At 42.4% G+C, this 20,792-nt stretch carries 16 protein-coding genes; 14 read left to right on the forward strand and 2 right to left on the reverse strand.

Going from position 1 to position 20,792, the window contains the following annotated elements:
• Window positions 1–47 precede the first annotated feature (47 nt).
• The 7 genes from DDV21_RS05180 to DDV21_RS05210 all read left to right on the forward strand — a co-directional run bounded on the left by DDV21_RS05180 (window position 48) and on the right by DDV21_RS05210 (window position 9,736).
• Window positions 48–989: an NmrA family NAD(P)-binding protein gene (locus DDV21_RS05180; protein ID WP_116877313.1), complete on the forward strand. Its 942-nt coding sequence runs from the start codon at window positions 48–50 to the stop codon at window positions 987–989.
• Between the two features lie 12 nt (window positions 990–1,001).
• Window positions 1,002–1,952: an NAD(P)H-binding protein gene (locus tag DDV21_RS05185; RefSeq protein ID WP_116877312.1), complete on the forward strand. Its 951-nt coding sequence runs from the start codon at window positions 1,002–1,004 to the stop codon at window positions 1,950–1,952.
• A 456-nt stretch (window positions 1,953–2,408) separates the two neighbouring features.
• Window positions 2,409–3,785 (forward strand): NAD-dependent succinate-semialdehyde dehydrogenase, encoded by a 1,377-nt coding sequence (locus DDV21_RS05190; protein ID WP_116877311.1) that lies wholly within the window; start codon window positions 2,409–2,411, stop codon window positions 3,783–3,785.
• A gap of 177 nt (window positions 3,786–3,962) precedes the next feature.
• Window positions 3,963–5,756 (forward strand): excinuclease ABC subunit UvrC, encoded by a 1,794-nt coding sequence (gene uvrC / locus DDV21_RS05195; protein ID WP_116877310.1) that lies wholly within the window; start codon window positions 3,963–3,965, stop codon window positions 5,754–5,756.
• Window positions 5,757–5,948: 192 nt separating this feature from the next.
• The gene (locus tag DDV21_RS05200) at window positions 5,949–6,551 is read left to right on the forward strand and encodes a nitroreductase family protein (protein WP_116877309.1); all 603 of its coding nucleotides are present in this window, start codon (window positions 5,949–5,951) and stop codon (window positions 6,549–6,551) included.
• Between the two features lie 18 nt (window positions 6,552–6,569).
• Window positions 6,570–7,979 carry a dipeptidase PepV gene (pepV, locus tag DDV21_RS05205; protein ID WP_116877308.1) on the forward strand — a complete coding sequence of 470 codons (1,410 nt, stop codon included), beginning with the start codon at window positions 6,570–6,572 and terminating at the stop codon, window positions 7,977–7,979.
• Between the two features lie 350 nt (window positions 7,980–8,329).
• Window positions 8,330–9,736 carry a VWA domain-containing protein gene (locus DDV21_RS05210; RefSeq protein ID WP_116877307.1) on the forward strand — a complete coding sequence of 469 codons (1,407 nt, stop codon included), beginning with the start codon at window positions 8,330–8,332 and terminating at the stop codon, window positions 9,734–9,736.
• A gap of 191 nt (window positions 9,737–9,927) precedes the next feature.
• On the opposite strand, the gene mnmE is transcribed toward DDV21_RS05210, so the two are convergent.
• Window positions 9,928–11,304: a tRNA uridine-5-carboxymethylaminomethyl(34) synthesis GTPase MnmE gene (gene mnmE, locus DDV21_RS05215; RefSeq protein ID WP_116877306.1), complete on the reverse strand. Its 1,377-nt coding sequence runs from the start codon at window positions 11,302–11,304 to the stop codon at window positions 9,928–9,930.
• A gap of 768 nt (window positions 11,305–12,072) precedes the next feature.
• Here mnmE and rpiA point away from each other — a divergent pair.
• The 4 genes from rpiA to deoD all read left to right on the forward strand — a co-directional run bounded on the left by rpiA (window position 12,073) and on the right by deoD (window position 16,005).
• A complete protein-coding gene (rpiA, locus tag DDV21_RS05220) occupies window positions 12,073–12,771 on the forward strand; it encodes a ribose-5-phosphate isomerase RpiA (protein WP_116877305.1) in 699 nt (232 codons plus the stop codon).
• A gap of 1 nt (window position 12,772) precedes the next feature.
• On the forward strand, window positions 12,773–13,984 hold the full coding sequence (locus DDV21_RS05225; protein ID WP_116877304.1) for a phosphopentomutase: 1,212 nt from the start codon (window positions 12,773–12,775) through the stop codon (window positions 13,982–13,984).
• 485 nt (window positions 13,985–14,469) lie between these two features.
• On the forward strand, window positions 14,470–15,279 hold the full coding sequence (locus tag DDV21_RS05230) for a purine-nucleoside phosphorylase (protein WP_116877303.1): 810 nt from the start codon (window positions 14,470–14,472) through the stop codon (window positions 15,277–15,279).
• Between the two features lie 9 nt (window positions 15,280–15,288).
• On the forward strand, window positions 15,289–16,005 hold the full coding sequence (gene deoD, locus DDV21_RS05235; RefSeq protein ID WP_116877302.1) for a purine-nucleoside phosphorylase: 717 nt from the start codon (window positions 15,289–15,291) through the stop codon (window positions 16,003–16,005).
• Between the two features lie 122 nt (window positions 16,006–16,127).
• On the opposite strand, the gene DDV21_RS05240 is transcribed toward deoD, so the two are convergent.
• Entirely contained in the window at window positions 16,128–17,054 is a 927-nt protein-coding gene (locus tag DDV21_RS05240) for a LysR family transcriptional regulator (protein WP_116877301.1), read from the reverse strand.
• A 289-nt stretch (window positions 17,055–17,343) separates the two neighbouring features.
• Here DDV21_RS05240 and cpsA point away from each other — a divergent pair, with 289 nt between their 5' ends.
• The 3 genes from cpsA to DDV21_RS05255 all read left to right on the forward strand — a co-directional run bounded on the left by cpsA (window position 17,344) and on the right by DDV21_RS05255 (window position 20,617).
• The gene (gene cpsA / locus DDV21_RS05245; RefSeq protein WP_116877300.1) at window positions 17,344–18,813 is read left to right on the forward strand and encodes an LCP family glycopolymer transferase CpsA; all 1,470 of its coding nucleotides are present in this window, start codon (window positions 17,344–17,346) and stop codon (window positions 18,811–18,813) included.
• Between the two features lie 135 nt (window positions 18,814–18,948).
• Entirely contained in the window at window positions 18,949–19,635 is a 687-nt protein-coding gene (locus DDV21_RS05250) for a Wzz/FepE/Etk N-terminal domain-containing protein (protein ID WP_116877299.1), read from the forward strand.
• Window positions 19,636–19,921: 286 nt separating this feature from the next.
• On the forward strand, window positions 19,922–20,617 hold the full coding sequence (locus tag DDV21_RS05255) for a polysaccharide biosynthesis tyrosine autokinase (RefSeq protein ID WP_116877298.1): 696 nt from the start codon (window positions 19,922–19,924) through the stop codon (window positions 20,615–20,617).
• The last annotated feature ends 175 nt before the right edge of the window (window positions 20,618–20,792 follow it).

Consider the following 20,792-nt stretch of genomic DNA (forward strand, 5'->3'; position numbering starts at 1 on the left):
GTTTACATTATAATAGACTTATCAAATATAAAAGCGAGGAAGATGAGATGGCAAAACTTTTATTAACCGGTGTTGATGGCAATTTAGGCGGACTTGCTGCTGCTTATCTTTTAGAATTAACCGATAAAGATAATCTTATTTTCGGCGGCTACAGTCAGGAAGCGCTGGACAAATACGGTCAAGCAGGTGTGGAAACGCGCCGGATGAATTTTAATCACGCTGAAGGGCTGGCAGAGCAATTTGCGGGTGCGGACACTCTCGCTCTGATTTCGATGCCTTTTGTTGGTAAAAAACGTCAGGCGGCTCATAAAAATGTTGTTGATGCTGCGAAAGCAGCCGGGGTCAAGAAAATCATTTACACTTCTTTGGTTAATGCTGCTGACCCGGAAAATCCCAGTGTTGAGAAAATTGACCATGCCTATACTGAAAACTATATCGAAGAATCTGGTTTAGATTATATTTTTCTGCGCAACTCACAGTATGCAGAGGCAATGATTACCAATTACTTCACCTTTGTACACGCCAATGCGCCGCTGGCAAACAGTCTGGGAGATGGGAAAATGGCCTATATTTCCCGTAAAGACTGTGCTAAGGCGGTGGCCCATGCCCTTTTAGCAAAAAATCTGCATCATTCTATTCAAAATATTAATGGTCCAGAATTGCTGACTATGGCAGAATTCGTAGAGATTGGCAATGAAGTCACAGGGAACAGTATTTCTTATCAGGCGATTAGCGATGAAGAAAATTATGCTGTTTTTGATGCTATGGGAGTGCCGAGGACAACAGACGGAGAATTCAAGGACGACTCCGAAGCTCCCTTTTCTTCAGAAGGGATGGTGACTTTTGCCCAAGCTATTCGTGAAGGGAAGATGGACGTCTTTACAGATGATTTTGAGCAGCTGACTGGAGCAAAGCCCTTGACGGTTCGTTATATGTTTGAACATGAAGCTGATTTTCAAGTCGGTCAGCGCCATTCGGAAGATCATTAGGAGGAGAGACATATGACAAAAATTATTGTTAACGGTGTTGATGGTAATTTTGGCTCACAGGTGGCTAAATTTATTCAAAACTTACTGCCAAAAGAGGCTCTGCTTTTTACAGCTCCGCAGAAAGAAGCATTGAAACCCTATCAAGACCTTGGGATTGCTACTGCTGTAGCTAATTTTAATAGTCAGGAAAATCTGATTAACGTATTTGCTAACGCCGATAAAGTTCTGCTGATTTCGATGCCTTTTGTCGGTGAGAAACGCAGGCGGGCGCATCAAAATGCGGTGGAAGTCTGTGTTAAAGCCAATGTTCGGCAAATTGTTTATACATCTGTGCTTTCCGCCAGCCACCCCTTAAATCCCAGTGTCGAAAATACTGACCACAGTTTTACTGAAGCAATCATCCAAAATACACCGCTCGACTATATCTTTCTGCGCAACTCCCTGTTTGCTGAAGCTTTTATCAGTGACTATTTGAGAGCAGCAGAAGCTAAGGAAGAGACGATTTCAAAGAATATGGGTGATGGCCGTGTTTGGTTCATTTCTCGCCGTGATGCAGCCTTTGCTGCCAGCTGTGCTTTAGCCAACGACTTACTGCATAGGGAAGTGCTGAATATTAACGGTCTTGAGCCGCTGTCCTATCAAAACTTTCTCGATACTGCCAATGCGGCTACCGGAAATCGTATTACCTATACCAAGCTGTCTGATGATGAACTGTATGCGTATTTTGATTCTATTGGGGTACCCAGAAATACAGACGGCGACTTTAGTAAGAGTCCGATTCAAGCGACTTCAGAAGGTATGGTAAGCTTTGGTACAACTGTTACAGAAGGTTTTCTCGATGTCCCAGTCAGTGATTTTGTTAAACTGACCGGGCGGCAGCCCTTATCGCTGGCAACCATGTTTGAAAAACAAGATGATTATCTCTTAGGAGAACGGCATACAGTGGAAGATGATGATAAGTGAAGTGAAGCATAGAAATGTTTCCTGAAACCCTAAGTTTTTTAAGTGAATCGATTCATTCCTATAGTTCTTCAGTTCGTCCATATCAAGTGTTTTCAGCATTTTAAAATAAAGATTGTCACCTACTTCTTTGTTTCTCAACTCAAGATATTATAGAGTCATGACGATTATCTAAGCAGAATCTTAGGTAAGCAGACTTTTAAGGTATAGTGGCATATTTCTCGGAAAAACGAGCTAGGGAAATGACTGGCATTATTTTTCTTTTTGAAATCGATTTCAAAAGTGGTATAATAAGGTTATGTAACCATAATTACTGTGTGGGAGGTATTGCCTGCCTATTTACCTTGTCTGTGCTGGAATCTGTTAGGAACTGGTCTTTTAGAAGCGGTTCAGAGAAGGCAGAACAGAGCAGATTTTAGAAGACTCTCATGCAGTTCACATTAATAAAAGGAGGAAATTATGGCCTATAAAACAACTTATCCCTATACAAATGAAGTTCTTAAAGAATTTCCGAATGCTTCAGATGCTGACTTAGAAAAAGCTCTGGCTGAAGGCCATGCTCTGTACAAAAAATGGCGCAGTGAAGGGGGCTTGGCAGAGCGCCGGGAGCAGCTTCATAATGTGGCAGCTATTTTACGCCGTGATACAGACAAATATGCTGAAGTGATGACTAAGGATATGGGCAAGCTTTTTGCAGAAGCTAAAGGAGAAGTCGAATTATGTGCGGATATAGCAGATTATTTTGCTGATAAGGCTGAAGCCTTTTTAGAACCGCAGCCCTTGGAAGACACGCACGGTGATGCTTATTATCTCAAGCAAGCTGTCGGGGTGCTGTTTATGGTTGAACCATGGAATTTCCCTTTCTATCAAATTATGCGGGTCTTTGCTCCTAACTTTATGATTGGAAATCCGACGGTTCTAAAACATGCTTCTATTTGCCCTGGATCAGCCCAAGCATTTGAAGACTTGGTTCTGGAAGCCGGTGCACCTGTAGGTTCTTTTAAAAATCTTTTCTTATCTTATGGCCAAGTAAGCAAGGCTATTGCTGATCCGCGTGTACAGGGAGTTGCTCTGACCGGATCCGAACGAGGCGGTGCTTCAATTGCTGCTGAAGCCGGCAGCAATCTGAAAAAATCAGCACTGGAACTGGGCGGCAATGACGCTTTCCTTATTTTAGAAGATGCAGATTTTGATTTGCTGAAAGACACGATTTTCTTTGCACGTCTCTATAATGCAGGTCAAGTTTGTACCTCGTCCAAACGCTTTATTGTAGTGGGGGATGACAACTATGAAAAATTTGTTGATATGGTTGTAGAAACCTTTAAAACGGCTAAGTGGGGCGATCCAATGGATCCGCAGACAACATTGGCTCCGCTGTCATCTGCAGAAGCTAAAGCAGAAGTGCTGGAACAAATTAAACTGGCTGTAGATAATGGTGCTAATGTTGCTTACGGCAATGAAGTTATTGATCATCCAGGCAATTTTGTGATGCCAACAGTGCTGACAGATATTACTGAAGAAAACCCTATTTATAATCAAGAAATCTTTGGACCGGTTGCTTCTATTTACAAAGTAGCTTCTGAAGAAGAAGCGATTGCATTGGCAAACGATTCCAGCTACGGACTTGGCGGAACAGTCTTCAGTAAGGATATTGATCATGCCAGAGAAGTGGCAGCAAAAATTGAAACTGGTATGAGCTTTATCAATTCCGGCTGGACAACCCATCCTGAAGTACCGTTTGGCGGTATTAAAAATTCCGGTTACGGCCGCGAATTGAGTCATCTTGGTTTTGATGCTTTTGTCAACGAACACTTGGTTTTTGTACCCAAAAACTAACTGACAGATAAGCCGGCATATAACTAATTAAACTGGGAAATGCAGCGACTGCAAATAAGCCTTCTGCATTCTCAGTTTTTTTAATTTTTGAACAGTTGAAATCGAATGAAGAACATCACTCTCGCCTTCTGATTTTTAAACTCGGAAAAGCGGCGGTCTTTTTGCTATAATAGCATTATGAACGATCTGATTAAACATAAACTGGAGCTCCTGCCAGACAGTCCTGGCTGTTATATCCATAAAGATAAAGACGGGACCATTATTTATGTGGGCAAGGCGAAAAATCTGAAAAACCGTGTACGCAGCTATTTTCATGGCAGCCACAATACTAAAACGGAGCTGCTGATATCCGAAATTGCTGATTTCGAGTATATTGTGACAGGCTCTAATACGGAAGCCCTTCTGCTTGAAATTAATCTGATTCAGAAAAATCTGCCTAAATATAATATCAGGCTTAAGGACGATAAATCTTACCCTTTTATCAAAATTACGGTAAATGAAACGTATCCGCGCCTGATGATTACCCGGCAGGTGAAAAAAGACGGAGGCCTCTATTTCGGGCCCTATCCCGATTCAGGTGCGGCAACAGAAATTAAGCGGCTGCTGGATAGGATTTTTCCTTTTAAGAAATGTAAGAATCCGCCTGGAAAAGTCTGCTTTTACTATCATTTAGGGCAATGTCAGGCACATACGGTCTGTCATACAGATCATCAGTATTTTGTTGATATGGCTCAGGATGTCCGGAGTTTTCTTAATGGCCGTAACAACCGGATTATTGATGATTTAAAAGACAAGATGCAAAAGGCAGCGGAGCTCATGGAATTTGAACGGGCTGCTGAGTACCGTGACTTGCTTCAGGCCATTGCGACCCTGCGGACAAAACAGCGTGTCATGAGTCAGGATATGATGGATCGCGATATTTTCGGCTATGCTGTTGATAAGGGCTGGATGTGTGTCCAGGTTTTCTTTGTCCGTCAGGGGAAACTCATCCAGCGCGATGTCAATATGTTTCCTTATTATAACGAAGCTGAGGAAGATTTTTTAACCTATATTGGGCAGTTCTATCAAGATAAGAAGCATTTCGTTCCCAGAGAAATCTTTATTCCGTCAGATATTGATTCAGATTTAGTTAAGGCAGTTGTTGACAGTAAGATTATCAAACCGCAGCGCGGGGAGAAGAAGCAACTGGTCAGTCTGACTGTCAAAAATGCCCGTGTCAGTCTGCAGCAAAAGTTTGATTTACTGGAAAAAGATCTCAAAAAAACAGACGGAGCTGTTGAGAATATCGGCACCCTTCTCAATATTCCAAAACCAGTCCGCATTGAGGCTTTTGATAATTCCAATATTCAGGGGACCAGTCCGGTGGCAGCTATGGTTGTTTTTGTTAATGGGAAACCCAGCAAAAAAGATTACCGAAAATTTAAAATCAAGATTGTCATCGGCCCGGATGATTATGCCAGTATGCGTGAAGTTATCTATCGCAGGTACAGCCGTGTTATGCGTGACGGCTTGACACCGCCTGACCTCATTATTATCGACGGCGGCCAAGGTCAAGTGAATGTTGCCCGCGATGTCATCGAAAACCAACTGGGGCTGGATATCCCAATTGCCGGTCTGCAGAAAAATGACAGGCACCAGACTCATGAACTGCTTTTTGGAGATCCCTTAGAAGTGGTTGAACTGCCAAGAAACTCGGAAGAATTTTTCCTTTTACAGCGTATTCAGGATGAAGTGCACCGTTTTGCCATTACTTTTCACAGGCAGCTGCGTTCGAAGAATTCCTTTTCGTCTAAGCTGGATAATGTAGCAGGCCTGGGACCTAAGCGCAAACAGCTCCTGCTGAGACACTTTAAAAACCTGCATAATATCCAAGAAGCCAGTGTTGATGACATCGTCAGCTGCGGTGTACCGCGAAATGTTGCGGAAGCACTGAAAGAGCAGCTGACAGCGAACACCGAAAAAGAAGAGTGAGCGGGTTCTTTAAAACCATTGTGACTGAACAGTTGCTAACCTAAACAGCTGTTTAAAGCTGTCCAGAAAAGTTTTGTTTCCAGTTATCCTTAGCGGCTGATACCTAAAAAGCCTTTATTCCTATTTCTGATAACTTAGCTCATTTTATGGTAAAATAGAGTGGACAATACATAGAGAGATAGGAAGGTTATCATGAAATTTCTGGAATTGAATAAAAAGCGTCATGCGGTTAAAAGTTTTAATGACCAAGTGCTTGATTTTAAAGATTTACGGACGGCTATCGAGGTTGCCAGTCTGGCTCCCAGTGCCCATAATATTCAGCCTTGGAAGTTTGTTGTGGTTAAGGAAAAAAAGGAACAGCTAGCTGAAAAACTGCCGGCCCTGAATAGAAAACAAGTGGAAGAAGCGCAGTATGTTGTAGCACTTTTTACGGATACTGATTTACAGCAGCGGGCTCGAAAAATTGCCCGCATCGGCAGTAAAAATCTGTCAGATGATTTAATCAGTTATTATATGGAAACCCTGCCGGCACGTATTGCTCACTTTGACCGAGAAACAACAGGAGAATATCTGGCTGTTAATGCTGGTATTGTGGCTATGAATCTGGTGCTGGCACTGACTGATCAGGGAATTGCTTCCAATATCATCCTCGGTTTTGATAAAAAAGATGTGCAGTCTGTTTTGGACATTGACCAGCGTTTTCGCCCGGAACTTTTGGTTACAGCGGGCTACAGCGATTCTAAGCCGGAGCCAAGCTATCGTTTGCCGGTTGATGATATGATTGAAAGACGTTAAGAAAGAGGCAGTAAAAATATGGCAATTGATTTTCAGGCAGAAGTAACTAAACGCCGTGATGCGATGATGGCTGATTTATTGGCCTTGCTGCGGATTAATTCCGAGCGCGCTGATCATCTGGCTGACGCGCAGCACCCTTTTGGCCCTGGTCCAGTCCAGGCTCTGGAAACGTTTCTGGCTTTGGCTGAGCGAGACGGCTATCAGACACGCAATATTGACAATTATGCCGGTCATTTTGAGTACGGTCAAGGGGATGAGGTTTTGGGAATTTTTGCCCATTTGGATGTGGTGCCTGCTGGCAGCGGCTGGGAAACGGATCCTTATGAGCCAGTTCTTAAAGACGGTAAGCTCTATGCCCGCGGTGCATCAGACGATAAAGGGCCGACTATGGCTTGCTATTATGCTCTAAAAATCATCAAGGAATTAGAGCTCCCAGTTTCTAAAAAAGTACGTTTTATCGTCGGTACAGATGAAGAATCCGGCTGGGCGGATATGGATTATTACTTTGAACACAGCGGGGTTGAAAAGCCTGACTTTGGTTTTTCACCAGATGCGGAGTTTCCGATTATCAATGGTGAAAAAGGCAATATCACACAGTATCTGCATTTTTCCGGCAGTAATGGCAGTGATTTTGTCCTGCACTCTTTTGAGGGAGGGCTGCGGGAAAATATGGTTCCTGAATCGGCAACAGCTGTTTTTTCTGCAAAAAAAGCCCGCTTTGCAGAAATAGAGACTGAGCTGTCGCAGTTTGCTGCCAAAAATGATCTGCGGACAGAGCTTACACAGGATAATGACCTGTTCACTATCACAGTTACCGGCAAATCAGCCCATGGGATGTCCCCTCAGGCAGGAATCAACGGTGCTACTTACTTGGCATCCTTTCTGAGCCGGTTTAGCTTTGCTGGCGCAGCCAGAGATTATCTGAATCTTGCAGGCTGCATTCTGCATCTGGACTATTATGGTGAAAAAACCGGGGTTGCTTACACCGATACTAAAATGGGGGCATTAACTATGAATCCCGGTATTTTTCGCTTTGATGCAGCTTCTGATGATAATACGATTGCTCTCAATTTTCGTTTTCCTCAAGGGACAAGCTCAGAAACCATTTATCAGCAGCTGACCAAACTTCAGGGGCCCGAAAGGGTGACCGTAAGCAAACACCTGCATGAACCGCATTATGTTCCGCCGACAGATTCTTTAGTGTCGACCCTGCTTAATGTTTATGAAAAACAGACAGGGCTTAAAGGGGACGAACAAATTATCGGCGGCGGCACTTTCGGGCGTCTCCTTGAGCGTGGTGTAGCTTACGGCGCTATGTTCCCCGGCTATGAAAATACGATGCACCAAGCTAATGAATTTGCGGATGTTGAAGATTTGTACCGAGCTGCAGCTATTTATGCTGAAGCTATCTATGAATTGATAAAATAGCTTGTAATGGAGAAGGCTGCGGCCTTCTTTTTGCTTATGATACAAGGTGGTCTGTGCAGAGTAAGGACCTAGGGGACAAGCTATCATCGTTTTTTTATTGCAATATTCAGAAAAATAAGACTATTATTAATTTTATGTATTTTCTGAAATAATACCGGAAATAGGCTTGAATTTCCATTTTCTAAGTGCTAGAATGAGGGCATAGATTTTACATCATTTGTTAATAGTACAAAAGCAAATTGGGTTTAATCAGGTAGCTGAACTGCAGCTTTTATGCATATACGGCTGTAGTCTTCCCCCCTTATTTTTATATCATTTTTATAGAAATAAGCAGATTAAAGGAGTTGAAAATGAAAAAAGTTATGGATAAGCAAAATCGCTTTGCTTTTAGAAAACTGAAAATCGGGCTGGTTTCAGTAACAGTTGCTTTTATTTTTGGAGCAGCTGGACAGGTTGCAGCTGAAGAAGGAACAGTCCCGGAAACAGTCCAGACTGCAGTAGAGCCAGAAACAAGTGCCAGTGCTGTCGAAGCGGCTGCATCCGAAATTGCTGAGAAAGCTGCCGTTCCTGTTGTTCCGGAAGAAAGTGCTGAGGCTGGAGATGTCATCGATGTTACGGTAACAGAAAGCGGTGTAGTTGCCAGTGAAGAAGGCAATGTCTCTAAAGCTGAAAATACCATTACTGTTCGTACAACCAGTGTTGCTGACCCTAATGAGGCGCCTGCCGATCCTAATCCCAATGTGACGGTTACTGAATCGACGACTAACAGCGAAGATGATAATTACAGCTATACTGTATATGAAAGAGTTACCAAGACCAGCACTGAAGACTATATCCAGGAAGGTGATAAAATCAGTGAGCGGGAAACGACTAATGCTGATATCGTTTTTGTAATCGATCATTCCATCTCTATGGATGTATATATTGATCAGGTGAAGACCAATGTTCGGAATTTTGTCAATGGTTTGCAGAACAGAAATATCTCTGTCAGGCTGGGACTGGTTGATTATGAGTACAATAAAGATGTCAATTATGCCCAATTTGACGGTTCACATTTTACCAGTGATATAGCTCAGTTCATTGCATCTTTGGATGGTATTACGACTGCCGGTGGTTTTGAAGAAGCGACAGTTCCTCTGACTTATATTGCCACACCGGGAAACTATGACTGGTCAGCAGATCCTAATGCCAGACGTTTTGCTGTATTAATCACCGATGAAGATATTGATTATTTAGAAAATTCCCCTAGTTTAGAGGCGACAATTCAGGCTTTAAATGCTGCTAATATCAGTACGACCGTCATTGCCGGCAATTATGACCAAGATGTTTATATGCCGCTGGTTAATGGTACTGGAGGCATCTTTGTTGACATATCCACTGATTTCAGTACAGCTTTGTCGGATGATATTTCTACATGGGTAGTTGAAACAACTCAAGGACGTTTGTTAAAAGTTGTGACAGACCAGTATCATCTTTATGTCGAAGTTATAGCTGTACCTAAAGGAGGAAGCACTGCTGCAGGCTCCACTGTTGATCCGTCAGCTGTAAGTCTTGCGGCGCATAAAGCAGGCAGAAATACTGACCCGGTGCGTTATCACACAGAAGCATTCGTCCAGCAGGCTGCTGTTCTGCCTCAGACAGGAGAAAAGGATCAAGCTTACTTAGTTGGTTTTGGCACAGCGGCTGTCAGCCTTGCTTTAGGTATGGCTGTGAAATCTAAAAGAAATCGCACTCGTGTCTCTAAAAATACTGACTAACCACTTAACGGCCTGAAAATACCCTCAAATAAATGTGAGGGTGGGTTATAATAAAAAGAAAAAGCATCTCTGCAAGCTGTCTAATCTTGCTGCAGAGGTGCTTTTTTATATGAATTCGCCATTAAAGGGCAGCGAAACCCCTCAGAAATTTGTTTAAACGCTTGACGGACAAGTTTTAAGCCGATGTTTAGCTATTTGCCTAAACAGAACTGGCTGAAAAGCTGTGTGATAAGTTCATCAGGAGCTGCATCGCCGGTAATTTCTCCTAGAATTTCCCAAGTTCGTGTCAAGTCTACTTGCAGCAAATCGACCGGCATGTCGAGCGCCAGTCCGTCATTGACTGCCTGCAGGCTGTCGATTGCCTTTTCAATCAGCGCAATATGCCGGGCATTTGAGAGGTAAGTAGCATCCTGTTCAGCAATTCCCGCTTGGTCAAAAAAGAGCTGACTGATGCGTTCTTCAATCTGGTTAGTGTTTTGATGCTTCAAAACAGAAATCGGCAGATAATCTGCCGGCAGATCTTCTGTTTCAATAACCTGAGGCAAATCGGTTTTGTTGAGAAGAACAATCCGGTTGCTGTTTTCGCTCAGCTCAAGCAAGATACGATCCTGCTCAGTCAGCTTTTCAGCGGCATTAAGGACAAGCAGAACTAAATCAGCTTCTTTCAGAGCTTTCTTAGATCGCTCAACACCAATTTTTTCGACTAAATCATCGGTTTCTCTGATACCGGCTGTGTCAATCAATTTTAGCGGAACGCCTTTAATGTTGACATATTCTTCAATAACATCGCGGGTAGTCCCTGCTATATCTGTGACGATAGCTTTATCTTCCCGCAAGAGCTGATTGAGGAGACTGGATTTCCCGACATTGGGACGTCCGATAATAGCCGTTGCCAAGCCTTCCCGCAAAATTTTCCCTTGGCGGGCTGTTTTAAGCAAGTCTTTCAAAAGGTGCTGGAATTCTTGCGTTTTTTCGCGGATCAAAGCCGCTGTAACCTCTTCAACATCGTCATATTCGGGGTAGTCAATATTGACTTCGACCTGGGCCAGAGTGTTTAGAATCTCCTGCCTAGTTTCATTAATAAGCTGAGATAGAGAACCGTCCAGCTGCTTGACAGCCACATGCATGGCCTTATCAGTCTTCGCCCGAATCAAATCCATGACAGCTTCTGCCTGAGCCAAGTCAACACGGCCATTCAAAAAGGCACGTTTAGTGAATTCTCCCGGTTCAGCCAAGCGTGCTCCCTGCCTTAAAATAAGCTGCAAAATTTCATTGGTTACAGCAATACCGCCATGTGTATTGATTTCAATAACATCTTCACGTGTAAAAGTTTTAGGTGCCCGCATAACAGTCACCATGACTTCATCAAGTACAGTCTTATCCTGCGGATCGATAATGTGGCCATAGTTAATGGTGTGAGACGCACTGTCTGTTAAATCTTTTCCTTTAAAAATTTTTTGGGCGATTGTCAGAGCTTCGGTTCCGGAAAGTCTGACAATGGCAATAGCGCCCTCCCCTAAGGGAGTGGCAATAGCTGCAATTGTGTCAAATTCTTTTGTAATACTCATGGTTTTATTGTAACGCAAACTGCGGTAAGGCGCAATTATTTAAAATAAAGGCTTAAGCTGCAAATCACCTTTAAAATGACAGGTGGTAAATAATCCTCTTAACCATTTTTCAAAGTAGAGATTTCCTCGCCGGAAAGGAGTAAGAAGCTGCAACTTTTTTAAAGTTATCATATATAAGAAAATGTTTTCAAATTTAGTTTTAAACTGGTATAATAGTTAGTTGGGAAACAGTCATTTCAGTCAAAAGTTCATCAGGACTTTATTACAAAATGACGAGTAAGCCGATGCAGATATCCAAGGACTGCAGCTGTCTTCCAGATGTTTTGCAGGGGTTGCGCAGACGAAATCGGAGATTTCGGGTTTACCGACTATTTTCCCATTGCGTTTTTAACGGCCTTTGTATCTTGATGGAATTGAACACGCCCTAAAATCCTAGTGAAAAAGATGGCTGTCATCGTGATGCTTTGGCATCATTTGCCATCTCCTATTTTCATACGGATTTTTTAACGGCCTTTGTATCTTGATGGAATTGAACACGCCCTAAAATCCTAGTGAAAAAGATGGCTGTCATCGTGATGCTTTGGCATCACTTGCCATCCCCTATTTTCATACGGATTTTTTAACGGGCTTTGTATCTTGATGGAATTGAACACGCCCTAAAATCCTAGTGAAAAAGATGGCTGTCATCGTGATGCTTTGGCATCATTTGCCATCCCCTATTTTCATACGGATTTTTTAACGGGCTTTGTATCTTGATGGAGGAGGAATATGGAGGAACTTAAGAAGAAAGCAGGGGTTGCTGCTGCCCAATATGTTTCAGACGGTATGGTTCTTGGTCTTGGGACGGGGTCGACAGCTCGTTATTTTGTTGAAGAGGTCGGCCGGCGTGTACAGGAGGAAGGGCTTTGTGTCATTGGTGTGACAACATCCAGTCAAACAACAGCTCAGGCTGAAAGTCTGGGAATCCCTTTAAAAAATATTGACGAAATTGAAACAATCGATCTCACTGTTGATGGTGCTGACGAAGTTGATTCGGACTTTAATGGGATTAAAGGTGGCGGCGGTGCCTTACTTATGGAAAAAATAGTGGCTACGCTTACTGAACAATATATCTGGGTTGTGGATGAATCCAAGCTTGTGACATCTCTCGGCGCCTTCAAACTGCCAGTTGAAGTGGTTCAGTATGGAGCCGAGTGTCTTTTTCGCCGTTTCCAAAAAAAAGGCTATAGGCCGTCTTTTCGCAGCAAGGAGGGAAAACGTTTTGTAACGGATATGCAGAACTTTATTATCGACCTAGATTTGCAGAAAATTGAAAATCCTTGGACCTTGGCTGATGAGCTTGATCGCACGGTCGGTGTTGTTGAACATGGGCTGTTTAACGGTATGGTCGACCAGGTGATAGTTGCTGATAAAGCAGGTATCAAGAAACTGAATGCTCCTAAAAAAGATATTAGAAAGAAAATGTAAAATGACAAAATTTAAACGTATTCACCTTATTGTGTTAGACTCTGTAGGTATCGGCGCAGCACCGGATTCAGATAAATTTTTTAATGCGGGGACACCTGACAGTGATTCAGATACCCTAGGCCATATTGCCGAAAGCGCAGGATTAGAAGTTCCTCATATGGCCAAACTTGGATTAGGCAATATTCCGCGTGTCCCCAAATTAAAAACGGTTCCGACTGAGAGAGAACCGCTGGGTTATGCTGGTAAATTGGAAGAAGTGTCGCTGGGTAAAGATACAATGACAGGGCATTGGGAAATTATGGGACTCAATATTACGGAGCCTTTTGATACGTTCTGGGATGGTTTTCCGGAAGAAATATTAACGAAAATCGAGGAGTTCTCGGGACGAAAAGTTATCCGTGAAGCCAATAAGCCTTATTCAGGGACGCAGGTCATTGCCGACTTTGGAGAACGGCAGATGAAAACGGGTGAGCTTATTATTTATACATCTGCTGATCCGGTGCTGCAAATTGCTGCTCATGAAGAGGTTATCCCCTTAGAAGAACTTTATAAGATTTGCGAATATGCGCGCTCAATTACTCTTGAACGTCCTGCTCTGTTAGGCCGTATTATCGCACGTCCCTATCTTGGAACACCCGTCAATTTTGTCCGCACGTCCAATCGCAGGGACTATGCTGTCTCACCTTTTGCACCGACTGTTCTTAACCGTTTAGCAGATGCTGGCATTGCGACTTACGGTATTGGAAAAATCAATGATATTTTCAATGGTTCTGGTATTACTCATGATATGGGACATAATAAATCAAACAGCCACGGTGTTGATACATTGTTAAAAACAATGGCCTTGGATGAGTTCGCTGAAGGTTTTTCTTTCACCAATCTTGTTGACTTTGATGCTGTTTACGGTCACCGGCGTGATCCGGAAGGATATCGTGATTGCTTGCAGGAATTTGATCAGCGCCTGCCTGAAATTACTGCTCAGATGCAAGAAGATGATCTGCTTCTCATCACTGCTGATCATGGCAATGATCCAACATATGCAGGAACCGATCATACGCGTGAATATGTTCCGCTGCTGGCTTATAGTCCGTCTCTGACGGGAAGTGGAGTACTTCCAGTTGGCCATTTTGCTGATATTTCAGCTACAGTTGCTGATAATTTCGGCGTGGAAAAAGCGATGATTGGAGAATCATTCTTAGATTATTTGCTATAATGTTATAAGATAAGGTATCAAGCAGTTGCTGCTGAATACAATAATCATTAGGCACTATAAGAGCACAAAATGCTGGGAAAACTGACATATCGCTTGAAGTTGTTACGATTGTGGCATACTTTATCTGCAAAATGTTTTATAAACTGTAGCTTATTTCCGTCTTTTCCGTTCTTAACGGCCTTTGTACCTTGGTGAACTGAACACGGCCTAAGAGCTGTGCAAAAAAGAGACGCAATCGTAGGAAACGCAAGCTGACGTACGAGTGTGGCTGCTCTGTGAGTACAGTCTGTCCTAGAACCTTGCGATTCTTCGTCCAGCCTTCTATTTTTGCTTTGCTCTTTAAAACGCCCTTTGTATCTTAATGAACTGAACACGGGCTAAAATCCTAGTGAAAAAGATGGCTGTCGTCGTGATGCAAGCATCACTTGTCATCCCCTATTTTCATACGGATTTTTATACGCCCTTTGTATCTTAATGGAGGAGTTATGTCGTTATTGGTAAAGATTAAAGAGACACAGGCTTTTCTGGAATCTAAAGGAATACTGCAGCCTGAGTTAGGTTTGATTCTTGGATCTGGTTTAGGGAGCTTGGCAGAAGAAGTGGAGCAGGAAGTTGTGCTTAACTATGCTGATATTCCCAACTGGGGTCAGTCAACTGTTCCAGGACATGCGGGGAAGTTAGTTTATGGCAGCTTGTCTGGCCGCAAAGTTTTAGCCTTGCAGGGACGTTTTCATTTTTATGAAGGCAACAGTTTGGAACTGGTGACTTTTCCGGTTCGTATCATGAAAGCTCTCGGCTGTAAAGGGATAGTAGTGACTAATGCTGCTGGCGGTATTGGCTATGGTCCGGGGACTTTGATGCTGATTACCGATCACATCAATATGACTGGCCAAAACCCATTGATTGGTGAAAATCTTGATGAGTTTGGTCCGCGCTTTCCGGATATGTCCAATGCTTATACAAAAACTTATCGTCAGAAAGCCCAAGCTGCAGCTGAAAAGCTTGGGATAGATTTGGCAGAAGGAATTTACCTTGGCGTGACGGGGCCTTCTTACGAAACACCAGCCGAAATCTTAGCCTTTAAAACCTTAGGAGCGGGAGCGGTTGGTATGTCAACTGTACCAGAAGTGATTGTTGCAGCCCATTCCGGCTTGAAGGTGTTGGGGATTTCTGCCATTACTAATTTTGCGGCCGGCTTTCAGTCTGAGCTTAGCCATGAAGAAGTTGTTGCAGTGACCGAACGGATTAAGGAAGATTTTAAAAAATTAGTTAAAACTATTCTGATAGAATTATAGGAGGAGAAGATGTCAGTTCATATTGAAGCCAAAGCAGGAGAGATTGCCGATAAAATCCTTCTTCCCGGTGACCCTTTGCGTGCTAAATTTATTGCCGAAAATTTTTTAGAAGGAGCAGAATGTTTCAATAATGTCCGCGGTATGTTAGGTTATACAGGAACTTATAAAGGACAGCGGATATCGGTTATGGGAACAGGTATGGGAATGCCTTCTATTTCTATTTATGTTAATGAGCTCATTCGTGACTATGGAGTGAAAAAACTTATTCGTGTAGGGACAGCAGGTTCGATTGATCCGAATGTTCATGTTCGGGAGTTAGTTTTGGCTCAGGCCGCTGCAACTAATTCTCGGATAATAAGCAACGATTGGCCTGAGTATGATTTCCCGCAGATTGCTGATTTTAAACTCTTGGATAAAGCTTATCATATTGCCAAAAGTTTAGGCCTTACCAGTCATGTCGGAACTGTTTTGTCATCAGATGTTTTTTATTCAAGTATGCCTGAGCGCAATATGCAGTTGGGTGAGTATGGAGTGAAGGCAATTGAAATGGAAGCAGCTGCTCTCTACTATTTGGCTGCTAAGTATCATGTTCAGGCCTTGGCCCTTATGACCATTTCTGACAGCCTTGTCCATCCTGAGGAAGATACAACAGCACAAGAGCGTCAGACAACCTTTACTGACATGATGACAGTCGGTTTAGAGACATTGCTTGCAGACAGCAACTAATATTTTTTATTGTGAAAACTGTAATCATTATCCAGAATGATGTTATGGGAAATGATGAAAATGTTATATAAAAAAACTAAACACAAATGCATCGATCATGAATGAAGTGTTTAGTTTTTTATTTATTCATCTTCTCGCGAAATATCGTCGAATTTGACCTCTTCTAAAAGATAGTCAATAAATTTTTCACCCATTTTGGATAAGTTAGCTTTTTCGTGTTTTATATAAATAATTTCAATTTCATCGTCCACATCCAGCGGGATGGAAAGAATATTATCGCCGTTTAAATTGCTATTTAGAATACCGGTGGCTACGGTATAGCCATCAAGGCCGATCAGGAGATTAAAGAGAGTTGCCCGGTCACTGACAACAATAGACTTTGAGTGGGGAATCTGCGACATAATCTCTTCGGAATAATAAAAAGAGTTATGGATTCCCTGATCATAGCTGAGGTAGGGAAAATCTTCCAAATCTTCAATAGTTACTTTTTCTCTGCCGGCCAGAGGGTTGGTTTTGCTGACAAAAATGTGAGGACGGGCTTTAAAAAGTGTTGTGTACTGCAGATGGCTGTCGTCTAACAGTTTAGTCAGCACATCCCGGTTGTAATTAGTTAAAAAAAGGACACCGATTTCTGAGCGGAAATTTTTGACATCATCGATAATCTCCCACGTTCTGGTCTCTCTCAGAAAGAGTTCATACTGTGTCATATCGGTTCCCTTAAGCAAAGAGACAAAAGCGTTGACTACAAAAGCATAGTGCTGAGCAGAAACGCTGAAAAGTTCACGAGAGGCCTCTTTGTTTTTATAACGTTCTTCCAAAAGAGCAGTCTGTTCAACAACCTGACGGGCATAAGAAAGAAATTCAACACCGTCTTTTGTCAAAGTAATGCCTTTAGGATTGCGGATAAAGATTTCAATTCCCATTTCTCGCTCCAGATCCCTGACAGCGTTGGACAGACTGGGCTGAGTAATAAAAAGCTGTTTGGCAGCTTCATTCATACTGCCTGTTTCCACGATTTTGATAATGTAATGTAACTGTTGAATGCGCATAACTTTATTTTAGCCTAAAAAGGTTTATCGGGCAAGCAAAGGAGCTGAAAGATCCAGAATTGTCAAAAGAAACGATTCTGCTGTATCCTTTGAGGGACTGATGATAAATATTGCCGTGAAATGCCAGCAAGGAGAGGTGGCTGTTTTTAATGGTACTCTGTTTTTGGCAATCATCCAATGAAATCCCTTATTGCAGGTGTTTTTGCCTTTCGGAAAAAGTTGTAAAGACATAAAAATAATGGTACACTATATAAGATAGATGATTTTTGAAAAAGCAGGAGAAAAGTTGATGGCATCACGTTCAGGTAAAAGAAAAGTTTCTAAGCCTAGTAACAGTATATGGACTGTTATTAATTTTATTTTATTGGCACTTTACACCTTGCTTTCCGGCATGGTTATTTTTACCATGTTTTCTCATAATTTTCTTGCTTTTCGCCATATAAATATCATTTTAACAGCAGGTTTACTGCTTGTTTTACTGGCTGGTTTAGCGCTGGCTGTTTTGAAAAAAGGAAAGTTATTGACTAGTTTGGGTTTGGTGCTGTTTTCGCTTTTATCAGCAGGGATTCTTTATGGATTTAAGTCTGCAATTGATGTGGCAGGAAACTTGAATGACTCAGCTTCTTATTCGGAAATCAAAATGAGTGTTCTTGTTCCGGCTGAAAGTGGTGTAACAGATGTGGGAGAGCTCAATGAGCTTGAAGCCCCGGCTGAAAGTGACGGCTCAAATATAGCAGCTTTGCTGGCGCAGATTAAAGCGGAAAAAGGACTAGATTTGCAAACTGTCAACGTTGCTTCTTATCCGGAAGCTTATGAACATTTGCGCGATGGCAGCAGTCAGGCAATGGTAATGAACAGCAGTTACTCCAGTTTGCTGGAACTGACTGATGACAATTATCAGGCAAATGTTAAAGAAATCTACAGCTACACCATTAAAACAAAGCTAAAAGATGACCGCGCTAAATCAGCGGATTCTGATGTTTTTAATATTTATATCAGCGGTATTGATACTTATGGTTCTATTTCAACTGTTTCTCGTTCAGATGTGAATATTATTTTGACGGTTAATATGAAGACCCATCAAATTTTAATGACTACTACACCTCGAGATGCTTATGTGCAAATTCCTAATGGCGGCGCAAATCAGTATGACAAATTAACTCATGCTGGTATTTACGGAGTTGAAACGTCAATGCAGACCCTTGAAAATCTGTATGGGATTGATATTGACTATTATGCCCGGATTAATTTCACAACGTTTATGAACCTTGTGGATGCTGTAGGCGGTATTACGGTGTACAATGACCAAGCCTTTACAAGCCACACTGACAGCGAATATACTTTTGAAGAAGGAAACGTTACCTTAGATTCAAAAAAAGCACTGGCCTTTGTTCGGGAACGGTACGGACTCGATGGCGGCGATAATGATCGAGGCAAGAATCAAATGAAAGTCGTTTCAGCTATTTTAAATAAACTGACAGCTTTAAATTCTCTGTCTGGTTATTCGGCTGTTATTACCAGTTTGCAGGATTCTGTTCAGACAAATATGTCTTTGGATACGATGATGAATTTGGCTAACAGCCAGCTGGATTCCGGAAGCCGCTTTACAGTAAGCCAGCAGGAAGTCACTGGAACCGGTTCAACAGGTCAGCTGACTTCTTATGCCATGCCATCGGCAAGTCTCTATATGTTAGAACTGGATCAGTCCAGTGTTGATAAAGCATCAGAAGCCATTAAAGACGTCATTTCAGGTGAATAATCAACTTAAGGCCATGTTGCTGTGAGGCTCTGGCTGTTGTCTGCTTTCACTGTATATATAACTGCTTTATCCTTTTCTTGGACTGTCAAATAATTTAGCAAAACCGCCTTATTTTAGCTTTAATTAGGAGAAAAAATGAATAATAACGGAAATACTGGTTTTGAGATTAATATCTTTTACCTTATCAAAAAACTTTGGAACAAAAAATTTCTTATCATTTTTGTGACACTCTTTTGTGCAGCGCTTGCTTTCTTGGGAACTCTATTCTTGATAAAGCCGACCTACACCGCTACAACAAGATTCTATATTGTTAACCAAAGCAGTGATAACTTGACACCGGAGGATCTTCAGGCGGTTGGCTACCTTGTTAATGATTACAAGGAGATTATTGTTTCGCGTGATGTTTTAGCCGATGCTATTGAAAAAGAGGATGCGTCGCTGAGCCCGGGAGAACTGTCTGGTATGGTATTGGTCTCAGTGCCTTCTGATACACGGGTCATATCCATTTCGGTTGAAGGGCACAACGCTAAAGAAGCTGCTGGTTTAGCAAATGCAGTTCGCCAATCGGCAACCGAAAAAATCAAAACGGTCACTAAAATCGAAGATATTACAGTCCTTGAAGAAGCAGAAGAGCCTGCAAGACCTTCTTCTCCGAGTGTCAAACGCAATCTTGTCTTGGGAGGAGCAGCGGGTGCTTTTCTGGCAATTGTTGGTGTCCTTCTGCTTGAACTGGTGAATGACCGTGTTAAAGATCCTGATGATATCGAGGAGATTTTAGGGCTTCCTTTGCTTGGTGTTATTCCAAATACAGAAAAAATGTAACTGAATACGGCCTAAAATCCTAGTGGAAAAGAGACGCAATCGTAGGAAGCCGCAGGCTGATATACGAGTATGGCTGCTTCTGTGAGTATGGCTGCCAGCGTGATGCGGTGTCAATCCAGAACAACCCTAGCCGTAGATGTCTGAAAGCTTTGTCGTCTTAACAGCCGACCTCAGCTTTCTAGCCATCTTGGCAGGGGTGCGTCTGCGAAATCGAAGATTTCGGACTTGCCGCCTTTTCCTACGGATTTCTTCACGGCCTTTGTATCTTAATTATAAGGAGAGTGAGATGTCACAATTAGAGTTAGTACAGGTCCAGCCGGAAGTCGCTCGGCTTACTCAGGATTACTATAATACAGTTCGGACAACAATTCAGTTTAAGGGGCCTGACTGCAAGACGATTGTTATCACTTCAGTTCAGACTGGTGAAGGTAAAACTACCGTTGCCGTTAATTTGGCCTCAGCCTTTGCAAGAGCAGGTTTTCGGACTCTTTTGCTTGATGCTGATACAGGTGGAGACGATTTTTCTGGTGCCTTTACATCTTCGGAGGACTGCCAAGGTCTGGCGGATTTTCTTGCAGGACAGGCTGAATTATCAGATGTTATCTATGAAACAGACATTGAGCATTTAATGGTTGCTCCGGCAGGAAGCAAGGAGGCTGCTCAGGTTAATTTGCTGCAAAATGCAGATTTCAGTCAAATGATAAAAACAGTGCGTGATTTATATGATTATGTTATCATGGATACACCTTCTATAGGTCTGAAGCTTGATGCTGCTATAATTGCTCGAAATGCCGATGCCAGTATCCTTGTTGCAGAAGCAGGTGCTACTAAACGCCGTTTCTTGCAAAAGGCAAAAAGTCAGATGCAGCAGAGCGGTGCAGAATTTCTTGGTGTTATTTTAAACAAAGCTGATATTCCAGAGAATTCCAATCCATACAAAATTCAGGGGAGACAGGTAAAAAAGCAGACAGCTGAAAAATAAATAACTAAGCAATAAGCCAACATATGCTAACTTATCAAGCTTTTTTCCTTGCCTGTAATTAGGCAGGTGTTAGCTAGGCGGACTTCGTTTACATCTGGTAACAGTTTTAGAACGCTGTATATGCTTAAAAGACCGCAGCAACAGTATTTAAAATGCATTGAGCAGTTAAACTTAT

The organism is Streptococcus chenjunshii (assembly GCF_003086355.1).
Lineage (GTDB): Bacteria > Bacillota > Bacilli > Lactobacillales > Streptococcaceae > Streptococcus > Streptococcus chenjunshii.